A 12747-nucleotide genomic window follows, 5' to 3' on the forward strand; every position below is an offset into this window, starting at 1 on the left:
GTGAGGTCTTCTTCCTGGAAGGGGCCGGTTCAGCCGTTGGCGGCGGACAGCGTGATGACGGACCAGGAGACGGGCGGCAGCACCGCGGTGAGCCGACCGTTCTCCAACCGGACGTCCTTGGCGGGCCGGGGCACGACCCGGTCGGGGGCGTCCATGGTGTTGGCGGCGTAGGGGTCCTCGTCGGACAGCGTCTGGGCGTCGGTCACCGACCCGGGCGCCAGGCCGGTCAGGTCGGCGTCCAGGGTCAGGTGTTGGTCGGTGGAGCGATTGACCACGAACAGCGACGTGCTGCCGTCCTGCTCGTCGTGGGTGACGACGGCGTCCAGCGCGGGCACGGTGCCGTGCCGCTCGGTCCCGTACTCGGGCGAGCTCAGGCGGGTGCGCAGCACCTGGCCGCGGGCGGCGCGCGCGGTGAGCGCGAAGGGGTGGAAGATGCTCTGCCGCCAGGCGGGGCCGCCGGGTTCGGTCATGATCGGGGCGATGACGTTGGCCAGCTGCGCCTGGCTGGCGGCGGTGACGCGGTCGCTGTGGCGCAGCAGGCTGATGAGCAGGTTGCCGACCACGACCGCGTCGGCGACGTTGTACTGGTCCTCGATGACGCGCGGTGCCGCCCGCCAGTCGTCGGTGGGCTGGACGGCGGCCTCGGCCTGGTGGCGGCTCAGGTACCACACGTTCCACTCGTCGAAGGAGAGTTGGATGCGCTTGGGGTTGCGCAGCCGGGCGCCCACGGCGTCGGCGGTGGCGGTCACCGAGTCGATGAAGGCGTCCATGTCGGTGGCGCTGGCCAGGAAGGAGCCGAGGTCGCCGTCGTGCTCCTCGTAGTAGGCGTGCAGGGAGATGTACTCGACGCTGTCGTAGGTCTCCTCCAGGACGGTGGCCTCCCACTCGCCGAAGGTGGGCATGGAGGACCCGGAGCTGCCGCACACCACCAGTTCCAGGTCGCGGTCGGCCGTCTTCATGGCGCGGGCCACCTGCGCGGCCTTGCGCCCGTAGGAGCGGGCGTCCAGGTTGCCGATCTGCCAGGGGCCGTCCATCTCGTTGCCCAGGCACCACATGCGGATGTCATGGGGCGCGGGGTGTCCGTTGGCGACCCGCTGGTCGGACAGGTGGGTGCCGCTGGGGTGGTTGCAGTACTCCAGCAGGTCCAGGGCCTCGGCCAGGCCCCGGGTGCCGAGGTTGACCGCCATCATCGGTTCGATCCCCAGGTCGCGGCACCAGGTCATGAACTCGTCGAGTCCGAACTGGTTGGTCTCGATGCTGTGCCAGGCCAGGTCGCGGCGGACGGGGCGCTGCTCCCGGGGGCCGACCCCGTCCTCCCACTTGTAGCCGGAGACGAAGTTGCCGCCGGGGTAGCGGACGGTGCTCACCCCCAGTTCGCGGACCAGGTCGGCGACGTCGCGCCGGAAGCCGTGGGTGTCGGCGGCCGGGTGGCCGGGCTCGTAGATGCCGGTGTAGACGCAACGGCCCATGTGCTCGACGAAGGATCCGAAGGTGCGCCGGTGGACGGGGGCGACGGGGTCGGCGGTGTCGACGTGCAGTGAGGCGTTGAGCATGGGTCTCCTCGGTTGGTGGGAGGGCCCGGCCGGTGTGGAACCGGGCCCCTGGCTGATCCCGCGGGCGCTACTGGACGTAGGGCCAGCCGTCGTCGGTCCAGTGCAGTTCCCTGATGGCCATCCGGAAGTCGAAGTCCGGGCCCAGGTCGGTGTCGTAGTAGGTGTAGGCGAGCAGGCCTCCGGAGACGGACTGGCCGCCGGATCCGGTGATGGTGCCCTCGTCGGCGACGATCACGGTGCCGCCGCCCTCGAGCATCGGGACGCCGTCGGCGTCGAGGTAGGGGCCGGTGATGTCCTCGGAGCGGCCGACGGCGATCTTGTAGTCGCTGTCGATCCGGCAGCAGTGGTCGAAGGAGACGAACAGGTAGTGGTAGCCCTCGTGCGCCATCAGGAAGGGGGCCTCGACGGCGTTGGGCGCTTCGATCCGGTCGACCAGGTGCACGGGCTCCGCTCCCTGGACCGGCTTTCCGCTGGGCCAGTCGAGTTCGACCATGTGGATCCCGCTCCAGAAGGAGCCGAAGGTCATCCAGTGGCGTCCCTGGGCGTCGGTGGCGATACCCGGGTCGATGGCGTTGTAGGAGTCGCCCTCGAAGGACTCCAGCACCATGCCCTGGTCGGCCCACTCGTAGGCGGGGTCCTCGGGGTCGAGTGTGGTGTTGGTGGCCAGGCCGATCAGCGACCGGTTGGAGCCGAAGGTGGAGGCCGCGTAGTACAGGTAGTACGTGCCGTCGGAGTGGTGGATCTCCGGTGCCCAGAGGGTTTCCACACCCGGGACGGCCTCGTCGATCCAGCCGGGCCTGGTGTCCCAGACGGTGCCGGTGAACGTCCAGTACGAGCCGTCCGGGGAGGAACGGATCTGGATGTTGCCGTCACCGATCTCGGGGTTTCCGGTACCGAAGACGTACCAGTCACTGTTCTCGCCCCCCGCGTACAGGCCGGGGTCGTGGACCCGCAGCCCGCCCGCGAAGGGGTGGATGTGGTCGGGCTGGTGCCCGTACAGGGGCAGCCCGGGGTTGTTGGGGGGAACGTCCCAGTCGTCCTGGGCCGAGGCGGTGGTCGTGGCCTGGGAGCCGGACGGCGGTCCGACCAGGTTGGCGGCCAGGACGGCCGCCAGCGTCGTGGCGGTCAGCGCCGTCACGATCCAGGGCAGTGCGCGTTTCACGGGGGTCTCCTGGGGTCGGGAGCGGGTCAGCCCTTGATTCCTGCTCCGGCGACACCGGTGACGATGTGCCGCTGGAACAGCAGGAAGACGATGAGCAGGGGGAGGGCTCCCAGTACCGCTGAGGCCATGACCTGCGCGTACTGGATGCCGTAGTTGCCCATGACGGTGCCCATCCCGACCGGGAGGGTCATGGTGTCGGGGTCGGTGGTGACGAGGAAGGGCCACAGGAAGTTGTTCCACGCGCCGATGAAGGTGAAGATGCCGACCGCGGTCAGGATGGGCCGGGACAACGGCAGCATCACGTTCCACAGGATCCTCACGGAGCCGGCGCCGTCGATCTTCGCGGCGTCCTCGTAGTCACGCGGGATGGCGTCGAAGAAACGTTTGAGGATGAACACGAACACGGGCGCGACCACCTGCGGCAGGGCGATCCCCCAGTAGGTGTCCACCAGCCCCAGCTGGGTCATCAGGATGAACTGGGGCACGATCAGGGTCTGCGGCGGGATGAGGATGCCGCCGATGATCAGTGCGAACAGCCACGGGCGGCCGCGGAAGTCGAAGCGGGAGAACCCGTAGGCGGCCAGGACGCACACGATGAGGGTCAGGACGGTGACGATCGAGGTCGTGACGAGCGAGTTGAACGTCCACCGGATGAGGTCGCCGCGGCCCAGCACCTGCGCGTAGGCGTCGAAGGTGGGGTTGGCCGTGAACCATGTCGGGGGCGTGACCGTGGTCTCGCCCTCGGGTTTGATCGAGGTGGCGAACGACCACAGCAGCGGCAGCAGCCACAGCAGAGCGGCCAGGAGCGCCACCGTGTAGAGGGCGATCCGTCCCACGTTCGGCCGGGGCCCGCGCCGAGCGGCTCCGCGGCGTTCGGCGGCGACGGTCGGTGCGGGGCGGTCGGTGGTGGTGGCCATCTCACGCCTCCTTCCGGGAGAAGAGACGGAACTGCGCCACGGAGGCGATGATGATCAGGACCATGAACACGTAGGCCATGGACGAGGCGAAGCCGATGCGCAGCCCGACGAAACCGGAGTCGTAGATGTACTGGATGACGGTGCGGGTGGCGAAGTTGGGTCCGCCCCCGGTCATCAGGTAGATCTGCTCGAACACGCGGAGCGAGCCGATCAGCTGCAGGACGGTGATGAGCACCGTGGTGCGGGCGAGCAGCGGCAGAGTGATCCGGCCGATGCGCTGCCACACGCCCGCGCCGTCGATCGCGGCTGCCTCGTACACGTCCTTGGGGATGGACTGCATGGCGGCCAGATAGAGCAGGTAGTTGAACCCGACCTGCCACCAGGCGGTGGCGATGACCACCGAGACCATCGCGGTGTTCTCGCTGAACAGCCACTCGGAGCCCTCGAACCCGAGTTGGCCCAGGATCCCGTTGAACAGACCCAGGCTGGGGTTGTACATCCACTCCCACATGAGCGCCATGACTGCCACCGGCAGCACGAACGGCGCGAAGAAGGACAGCCGCAGGAACCACCCGAGCCGTCGCGCGTGGTCGGTGAGCAGGGCCAGCCCCAGGGCGAGCAGTACCATGACCGGCACGCTCAGCACTGTGAACACGAGGGTGTTCCACAGGGACTCGTACAGTCCCGGGTCGGTGAGCGTCTCGTTCCAGTTGTCGAAGCCGATGAAGGAGACGTCGCCGCCGGCCAGGCTGCGGTCGGTGAAGGTGTAGCCCAGGCCCACGATCGAGGGCCAGACCAGGAAGAGCAGGTAGAAGGCGAGGAAGGGGAGGACGTACCATAGCCCCGTCCACGTCGCGGGCTTGCGGCGGACGTCCACCAGCCCGGAGCCGGCCGCGCCGGCCCCCTTGGCCCGCGGGGTGTGTGTTCGCTCGGACATGTTCGCCTCCTAGACCGGCGCCGGTGCGTTGATCATGGTGCGGAAGGTCCGTTTGAGCTGTTCGAGCGCCTCTTCTGGTGTCTGGGTGCCCTGGTGGAGCGCTGTGATCGGGCCGGTGGCGTCGTCCTGCAGGCGTCCGGCCGAGCCGCTGAACCAGGCATCCGGTTCGAACTGGACGTTCTCTGCGGCCTCGCGGTACTCCGACTGCGGGTGCAGCCGGTCGTACTCCTCGCTCTCGGCGACCGGCAGGTAGGCGGGGATGTGGCCCGCGCCCTCGGACCAGGAGAGGCTGTGCCGCAGCATCCACGCCGCGTAGTCGAGGGCGGCCCGCGTCCTCTCCGGGTCGCGGTCGCGCTGGTGCGGGAACACGTAGCAGTGCGAGTCGCCGCGGGTCCGGTGGTTGCCGAAGATGTTGGGGAACTGGGTGACGGAGAAGGACACGTCCGTGGCGTCCAGGGTGGTCATCTCCCAGTTGCCGTGGATCATCAGCCCGGACTGGCCGTTGGCCAGGTTGGCGGAGGTGTCCGCGCCCTGGGACACGCGCGGGGACAGGCCTTCCTCGGAGAGCCGGTAGAGGAAGTCCATGGCGGCCAGGGCCTTGTCCTCGTCCAGCTCGAAGTCGTCCTCGCCGAAGACGAGCTCACCGTCCTGTTGGCGGTACAGAGCCCAGAAGTTGGACCAGGGGCCCCAGGTGTCGAGTGAGAGCCCGAAACCGCCGGTGGCGGCCTTGATCTCGCGCAGGGCGTCGACGTAGGTCTCCCGGCCGTCGAGCGGCACGAGCCGGTCGTTGGAGTCCAGGAGCCCGACCTCCCGGCACACGTCCAGGTTGTAGAACTGCACCAGCAGGTGGGTGTCCAACGGGATCGCGTAGAGCTGTCCCTCGAAGAAGCACTCCTCCCAGATGTTGGGCAGGAACATGGTCTCGTCGATCCCGGCCTCGGCCAGGGCGGCGGGGTCGATGGGATCCAGGAGACGGCCCGGAGCCAGGCTCTCCAGCCGGGAGACGTGGACGGTGGCGATGTCGGCGCCGCGTCCTCCGGCCGCGCCCATGGCGACCTTGGTGTAGAAGGGCGCCCCCCACTCGAAGGTGGTGGCGCGGAAGTCGATGTCGGGGTGTTCTGCCTGGTATTCCTCGTGCATCTGCAGCATGCGCAGACCGTCACCGCCGCCGAAGAGGTTCCACTGGCGCAGACGGGTGCGCTCACCCGCCAGGGGGTCGTAGGCGCCGCAGCCGGCCGCTGTGACCGCGGCCGTGGTCAGGGCGGCGGTGAACAGTGTCCTGCGCCCGACACCGTGTGCGGGCGGTGGGTGAGAGGGGGATGGGTGGTGCGAAGCGTCGCGCATGGTGTACTCCTTGCGCTGAGGGGGTGGGAGGGCCCTGCGCGGGCCCTCCCTCTGGGGGGTGGGGGGCGCCGTGTGGCGCCGGTGCCGGCCGCTCAGACCGGGGCGTACTCGATCCCGGCCAGCTCGCACAGGACCTTCCAGTCCTGGGCGATGTGGCCGGAGTTCATGACCATGTGGTGGGTGCCGCCCGCGCGCAGCCAGGCGTCCATGCAGCCCCGCACCCCCGAGGAGGGACGGAACTGGCCGTAGGGCATCTCCAGCGCGGGCAGTTCGGGGGAGTCCAGGACCTCGCCCTCGGCCACCACCAGGCGGAAGCGTTCACCGCCCAGCGAGACCAGGGAGGCCAGGGTCGCCGGGCCCGGCCGGTAGCGGAACAGGATGGTGGGCGGGTCGGCCAGACCACCGATGCCCAGGGGGCGTTTGATAAGGCGGGCCTGTTCGTCCTCGCGGGCCACCCGCCAGTTGCCCTCGCCCATGTGGCTCATCAGGATGGAGTCGCTGGGGAAGTCCATCGCGTACATCTCGGTGAAGTGGCCGTCCCCCGCCAGCCGGTGGCCCGCGTAGACGATCGACGCCGCCAGGACGTCCCCCTCACCGGCGAACCCGTACCCCTGCGCCATCAGGGTGGAGGCAGCGGCCATCGGCAGCCGGGCGAAGCGGCCGTCCTCGCCGATGGCGTCGAAGTGAGTGGAGTAGGCGCCGCAGCCGGACTCCTCCAGCAGGTGCTCGATGCCCAACTGCATGCGGGCGTGGTCCTCGCGCTCCTCCTTGGACAGCCGCTCGTCCACGTCGAAGGCACCGTCCTCCCACGCCAGCAGGTCGCTCACCGCCTGCTCGGGCAGGTCTGCCATGGTGCGGTGCAGCGTGCCGGGGGCGATGACGTGCACCTCGGGGCCGAGCTTGCGCAGGAACGCGGTCTCGTCCACCCGGGCGTCACCCATGCCGTTCATGGGGTACCCGAACACGCCCACGCGCAGCCGCCGCAGGGCGCTGACGGTGTGCGCGGCCCGGGCCCAGCGGTCCACCCGCGCGGTGAACTCCGGGCTCTGCCAGTCACCAGTGATGACGTCGAAGTCGACCCCGGCGCGGACCAGCGCGTTGGCGGTGTCCTGGGCGCCGTGGATGCCCTGGTTGTAGGTCATGTCGTCCATGTTCCAGGACGCGCTCACCGCGGGGTCGGGCTGGGTGTTGGCCAGCGCCACGGGCAGCCGGGTCCCGGTCAGCGCACGGGTGACCCGGATGGAGGGACCGTAGGTGAGCATGACGACCAGAACCCCGTCGAGATCGGCGCCCTCGAAGTCGCGGATCGCGCTCTCGGCGTCCTCTCGGCCCCGGACCGGCGGGGCGACCGTCCACTCGGCGACGTCCGAAAGCCCGTCGGCGAGCCGCTGGGCGTAGGCGGCCTGGTGTTCGGTGATGCCGGGGATCATGGCGTCGTAGAGCGGCTGCATGATGCCGAGCAGGCCGATCCGGGGGCGACTGGAACGCACCGCCGGGTTCTGACTCGGGGGCGGCGTGGGTAGAGGCACAGGGGGTCCTTACTGTCCGTAGGCGTTCTGGTAGCGGTGGTAGAGGGCGTCGACGTCCTCCTGGGGCAGGCGTTCGACGGGTCCGCCCTGACGGGCGAGGTGGACGGTATGGGCCACGTCCTCGCACATCACCGCGGCCTTGACCGCGGCCTTGGCGGTGGCGCCGACGGTGAACACCCCGTGGCCGCGCATGAGCACGGCCGGGGAGCGGTGGCCCTCGAGAGTCGTGACGATGCCCTTGCCGATGGAGTCGTCGCCGATGAGCGCGAACGGGCCCACCGGGATGTCACCGCCGAACTCGTCGGCCATCGCGGTGACGGCGCAGGGGATGGCCTCACCGCGGGCGGCCCAGGCCGTGGCGTAGGGGCTGTGGGTGTGTACGACCCCGCCGACGTCGGGGCGGGCCCGGTAGACGTAGGCGTGCGCGTCGGTGTCGCTGGAGGGTTTGTGGCGTCCTTCGACCAACCGCCCGTGCAGGTCGCACACGACCATGTCCTCGGCGGTGATGTCGTCGTAGGAGACCCCGCTGGGCTTGATCACCATCAGGTCGGTGCCGGGGACGCGCGCCGAGACGTTGCCGCTGGTCCAGGTGACCAGGTTCCATCGGGGCAGTTCCCCGTGCAGGTCGCACACCGTCTGGCGCAGGCTTTCCACCTCGGCGCGGTGGTCCTCCAGCTGTCGCAGGAGCGGGTCGGTGGAGCTCATCGCTTCCCCTCGGAGGTGGTGGGGCCGCTGGTGTACGCGGCGTGGCGCAGGGACCGCAGGCGGCGCAGGCTGTCGCTGCCGCCCCGGCCGAAGTGGTCGTGGAGTTCGGAGTAGACGGTGAAGAGGTGGTCGTAGGCGGCGGCCCGGTCCGGGTCGGGGTCGACGGTGTCCTCGCGCACCCGCCCCATCGCTTCGGAGGCGGCGTGGATGTCGGGGTGGGCCCCGGCGGCGACCGCTGCGTGGATCGCCGACCCCACCGCGCAGCTCTGTTCGGTGGCCACCACGCGCAGCGGCCGGTTCAGGACGTCGGCGTAGATCTGCAGGACGAAGGGGTTGCGGACCATCCCGCCGCCGATGGTGAGGTCCTCGACCGGTACCCCGGCACCGGTGAAGGCCTCAACGATGGTGCGGGTACCGAAGGCGGTGGCCTCCACCAGTGCCCGGTAGACCTCCTCGGGGCGGGTGGCCAGGGTCATGCCCACCAGTACGCCGGACAGCGAGTGGTCCACCAGCACCGAGCGGTTCCCGCTGTGCCAGTCCAGGGCCACCAGGCCGTGCTCGCCGACGGCGGCATCGGCCGACTTGCGGGAGAGCAGGTCGTGGACGGAGATCCCGAGCTCTGCGGCCTCCTGGTGGTAGGCGGGCGGCACGTAGGAGTCCACGAACCAGCCGAAGATGTCGCCCACGCCGCTCTGCCCGGCCTCGTAGCCCCACATGCCCGGGGTGATGCCGCCCAGGGCCATGCCGCACATGCCCGGCACCTCGGCCAGGACCTCGGAGTTCATCACGTGGCAGGTGCTGGTGCCCATGATGGCGAGCATCCGCCCGGGGGCGGTGGTCTGTGCCGTGGCGGCGGTGACGTGCGCGTCGATGTTGCCGACGGCCACGGGCAGGCCCTCGGGCAGGCCGGTCCAGGCGGCGGCCTGTGCGGTGAGCCCTCCGGCGCGTTCGCCCAGCTGGGACAGGGGGTGGTCGAGCCTGCTCACGGCGAAGTCGGCGAAGCGGGGGTCCAGGGCGGCGAGGAAGTCCTTGGTGGGCCAGGCCCCGTCCTGGTGGATGCCCTTGTAGCCGGCGGTGGCCGCGTTGCGGGTCTCGTACCCGCACAGCTGCCAGACGATCCAGTCCGCGCCCTCGATCCAGCGCTCGGCGCGCTCGTAGACCCCGGGGTCGTCGCGCAGGACCTGCAGGGCCTTGGCGAACTGCCACTCGGAGGAGATCTTCCCGCCGTAGCGGGGCAGCCAGGGTTCACCGCGTTCGGCGGCCAGGGCGTTGATCTCGTCGGCCTCGGGCTGGGCGGCGTGGTGACGCCACAGTTTGGGCCAGGCGTGCGGGCGGCCCGCCAGATCGGGGAGTTCGCACAGGGGGGTGCCCTCGGCGGTCACGGGCAGGACGGTGCAGGAGGTGAAGTCGGTGCCGATCCCGATGACCTGACCGGGGGAGACCCGGGCCTCGCGCAGGGCGGCGGGCACGGCCCGGCGCAGGACCTCGCGGTAGTCGTCGGGGTGTTGGAGGGCGGTGTCCGGTTCGAGGGGGTCCGCGTGGTCGGGCAGGTGGTCGGTAATGACCCCGTGCCGGTAGGTGTGCTCGGCCGAGCCCAGTTCGGCGCCGTCGGAGACCCGGACCACGACGGCACGGCCGGAGAGGGTTCCGAAGTCGACCCCGAGCACCACCGGATCGGGTTCGGCATCCGCCGAGCCAGGATTGTGTGCGCTAACATTCGTGGCCAACGAGAGTTCCCTTCGCGGGTTGGCGTGCTGAACATGCCCCTTTGGTTAGCCAATATTCGGGACTTCAAGGGGGCAGATGTGACCTGGGCAATATTGTTGGCGTTAACAATCGATGAAGTCAACCCCCCGAAGGTGCCCAAACCAGCACGACGCGCACGACAGAGCGCCCGCCCCCCGAAGAAGGGTTGCGGGCGCTCTGGAGGCGCTGGATCAGGAATGGGACGGTGGTGGATCCAGGGTCGGGTCAGGCCCTGATGGCGGAGGCGGAGCTGGGTTCGGGTGTGCTGGCGGAGGCCTCCGGGACGGAGCCCCCGCGGTCGATCAGACCCGCCGTGACGGCGATGCCCAGGCCCGCCACGGCCAGGACCGCGCCGATCACCGCCGGGGAGGCGTAGCCGAACCCCATCGCGATACCCAGGCCGCCCAGCCAGGCGCCGCCCGCGTTGGCGAGGTTGAACGCCGAGTGGTTGGAGGCCGACGCCAGGCTCGGCGCGGTACCCGCCCGGCTCATCACCAGGACCTGAAGGGGCGCGGTCACGCCGAAACCGACGGCGCCCAGCACCACGACGCCGATCGCGGCGGTCCAGGGGTTCTGCACGGCCACGGCGAACAGCGCGAGCACCACCGCCAGGCTCGCCAGGGAGCCGTAGATGGTGGGGCGCAGCCAACGGTCGGCGAGCGGTCCCACGATCAGCGAGCCCAAGGTCATGCCCACACCGAACAGCGCCAGCACGATCGGCACCCCGGCGCTGGGCATCCCGGCCAGTTCGGTCATCATCGGGGAGATGTAGCTGTAGACGGCGAACACCCCCGCGAAGCCGAACACCGCCGTGAGCAGGCCGAGCAGCACCTGGGGCCGGGCCAGCGCCGAGAACTCCCCGCGCAGACCGCCCTGCTGGGCGATGGGCACGTGCGGCACCCAGCGGGCCACCCCGAGAACGGTGAGCGCGGCGATCGCCGCCACCACCAGGAAGGCGGTGCGCCAGCCGGTCAGTTGCCCCAGCAGGGTTCCCGCGGGCACACCGACGATGTTGGCGACGGTCAGCCCCAGCATCACCCGCGCCACCGCGGTGGCCTGGCGGGCGGGCCCGGCCAGGTGGGCCGCGACCAGGGCGGCCACCCCCAGGTAGGCGCCGTGCGGGATGCCGGCGAGGAAGCGGGCGGCCAGCACGGTCTCGTGTGAGGGCGCTACCACGGTGAGCAGGTTGCCCAGGAGGAAGACCGCCATGAACAGCAGCAGGGCGTTCTTGCGGGGCAGGCGCGTGCTCAGCGCGGTGAGCAGGGGAGCGCCGACCACCACCCCCAGGGCGTAGGCGGAGATGAGGTGTCCCGCGGAGGGGATGGACACGCCGAGATCGGCGGCGACTTCGGGCAGCAGGCCCATGATCACGAACTCGGTGGTGCCGATGGCGAAGGCCCCGAGGGCCAGGGCGAGCAGTGCCAGACGCATGACTGCGCCCCCTTCCGGAGGATGGTGGAGTGTGTGGCGGCCGTGCGGCCTCGCGGGCGTCGGCCGGGAAGTGCTGGCGGGGTGGGTCGATGCCCCGGGAGGTTCGTCGCCGTGTGATCGGGCGCGGTCCGGGTCCGGGCCGCGCCATAGGATTTAGCACGTGCTAAATCAATGATGTCACCTATACCCGCCGATCCTCAACGGCGTGGCACGTGATCTGCCTCGCCCCGGGCAAGGGCAGGGCCGTGAGGTTTCAGCCGCGGGTCAGGCGAGGGGGAGCGGTACTGCCGCGCACGGTGAGCGTGGTGGGCAGCACCACGTGGGTGCACTCGGTGCGCCCCTCCTCCAGGCGCTCGGCCACCGCGCCCAGGGTGAACTCGGCGATACGGGTCACGTCCTGGCGGACCGAGGTCAGGCTCAGGAACGACAACCGGGCGGCCCGGCTGTCGTCGTAGCCCACCACCGACACCTCCTCGGGCACCGAACGGCCCGCGCGCAGCAGCGTCTCCAACAGTCCGCGCGCGGACTGGTCGTTGCAGCAGACCACTGCGGTGGGCAGTTCCTCGCGGGCCAGCAGAGCGGCCGCGGCGCGGGCCCCCGCCTCCTCGGTGTAGTCGCCCGACACCAGGTCAACGAACGCGTCCAGCCCGTGTGCGCGCATGCCCTCCAGGTAACCGGTCCGGCGCTCGGGGGCGCTGGGCAGGTCACCGCCGTGCACGTGCGCGATGCGCCGGTGGCCCAGGGCGACCAGGTGGTCGACCGCCTGACGCACCCCGGAGACGGCGTCGGTGCGCACACTGTCCGTCCCGGCCGCGTTGGTGCGCTGACCGATCTCCACCACGGGCACCCGCTCGGCGACCCTGGCCAGGTCCTCGGGGGCCTGCGCGGACATCCCGATCAGCACCAGCGCCTCGCAGCGCAGCCCCACGAGTTCGTCGATCGCCTGGCGTTCGGTGCGGTTGGCCAGCATGGCGCTCAGGGCCACGCTGTAGTCGAGCCGGGCCGCCTCCGGGTACAGCGCCTCGACCAGGTCGGCGTCCATCGGGTGCTCCATGGTGAAGAGCACGCCCACCTGACGGCTGCGGGCCCGGCGCAGCAGCTGTGCGGCGGTGTCGGCGCGGTAGCCGAGTTCCTCGGCGGCGCGCAGCACCCGCTCACGGGTGGCGGCACTGGGGCCCGGGCGGTCGCCCAGGACCAGCGAGACCAGCTGCCGGGAGACTCCCAGGTGCGCCGCGACATCGGCCATGGTCGGACGCCCGCCGGGCGCCCCGCCACCGCTGTTCCCACTCGCCACTTCGATCCCCTCTCACGCAGGCGAATCGTACCGCCGTCCGGGTCCGAACCGATGGTCGTACCGGCGACGAACCTCCCGTGCTACGGGGACGTCAGACTGTCCGGGGCGAGTTCCCTAGCTCACCCAATC

10 protein-coding genes are annotated in these 12747 nt (G+C 70.5%); all 10 read right to left on the reverse strand.

Features of this window, described 5'->3' with window-relative positions; all coding sequences use genetic code 11:
• Positions 1-29: 29 nt before the first annotated feature.
• The gene (gene arfA, locus NE857_RS14980) at positions 30-1553 is read right to left on the reverse strand and encodes an arabinosylfuranosidase ArfA (protein WP_254421546.1); all 1524 of its coding nucleotides are present in this window, start codon (positions 1551-1553) and stop codon (positions 30-32) included.
• 67 nt (positions 1554-1620) lie between these two features.
• A complete protein-coding gene (locus NE857_RS14985) occupies positions 1621-2715 on the reverse strand; it encodes an arabinan endo-1,5-alpha-L-arabinosidase (RefSeq protein ID WP_254421547.1) in 1095 nt (364 codons plus the stop codon).
• 26 nt (positions 2716-2741) lie between these two features.
• Positions 2742-3632 carry a carbohydrate ABC transporter permease gene (locus NE857_RS14990; RefSeq protein ID WP_254421548.1) on the reverse strand — a complete coding sequence of 297 codons (891 nt, stop codon included), beginning with the start codon at positions 3630-3632 and terminating at the stop codon, positions 2742-2744.
• A gap of 1 nt (position 3633) precedes the next feature.
• Positions 3634-4569 carry a carbohydrate ABC transporter permease gene (locus NE857_RS14995; protein WP_254421549.1) on the reverse strand — a complete coding sequence of 312 codons (936 nt, stop codon included), beginning with the start codon at positions 4567-4569 and terminating at the stop codon, positions 3634-3636.
• A gap of 9 nt (positions 4570-4578) precedes the next feature.
• The gene (locus NE857_RS15000; protein ID WP_254421550.1) at positions 4579-5913 is read right to left on the reverse strand and encodes an extracellular solute-binding protein; all 1335 of its coding nucleotides are present in this window, start codon (positions 5911-5913) and stop codon (positions 4579-4581) included.
• Between the two features lie 92 nt (positions 5914-6005).
• Positions 6006-7442, reverse strand: a complete 1437-nt coding sequence (locus tag NE857_RS15005) for an L-fucose/L-arabinose isomerase family protein (protein ID WP_254421551.1) — start codon at positions 7440-7442, stop codon at positions 6006-6008.
• A gap of 9 nt (positions 7443-7451) precedes the next feature.
• On the reverse strand, positions 7452-8147 hold the full coding sequence (locus NE857_RS15010) for an L-ribulose-5-phosphate 4-epimerase (protein ID WP_254421552.1): 696 nt from the start codon (positions 8145-8147) through the stop codon (positions 7452-7454).
• Complete coding sequence (gene araB, locus NE857_RS15015) at positions 8144-9817, reverse strand: ribulokinase (protein WP_254421991.1); 1674 nt, start codon at positions 9815-9817, stop codon at positions 8144-8146. Before araB ends, NE857_RS15010 begins: the two co-directional genes overlap by 4 nt.
• Positions 9818-10118: 301 nt before the next feature.
• Positions 10119-11324: an MFS transporter gene (locus tag NE857_RS15020; RefSeq protein ID WP_254421553.1), complete on the reverse strand. Its 1206-nt coding sequence runs from the start codon at positions 11322-11324 to the stop codon at positions 10119-10121.
• A gap of 253 nt (positions 11325-11577) precedes the next feature.
• Entirely contained in the window at positions 11578-12570 is a 993-nt protein-coding gene (locus tag NE857_RS15025; RefSeq protein WP_254421992.1) for a LacI family DNA-binding transcriptional regulator, read from the reverse strand.
• Positions 12571-12747: the final 177 nt, after the last annotated feature.

The organism is Nocardiopsis exhalans, from assembly GCF_024134545.1.
Lineage (GTDB): Bacteria > Actinomycetota > Actinomycetes > Streptosporangiales > Streptosporangiaceae > Nocardiopsis > Nocardiopsis exhalans.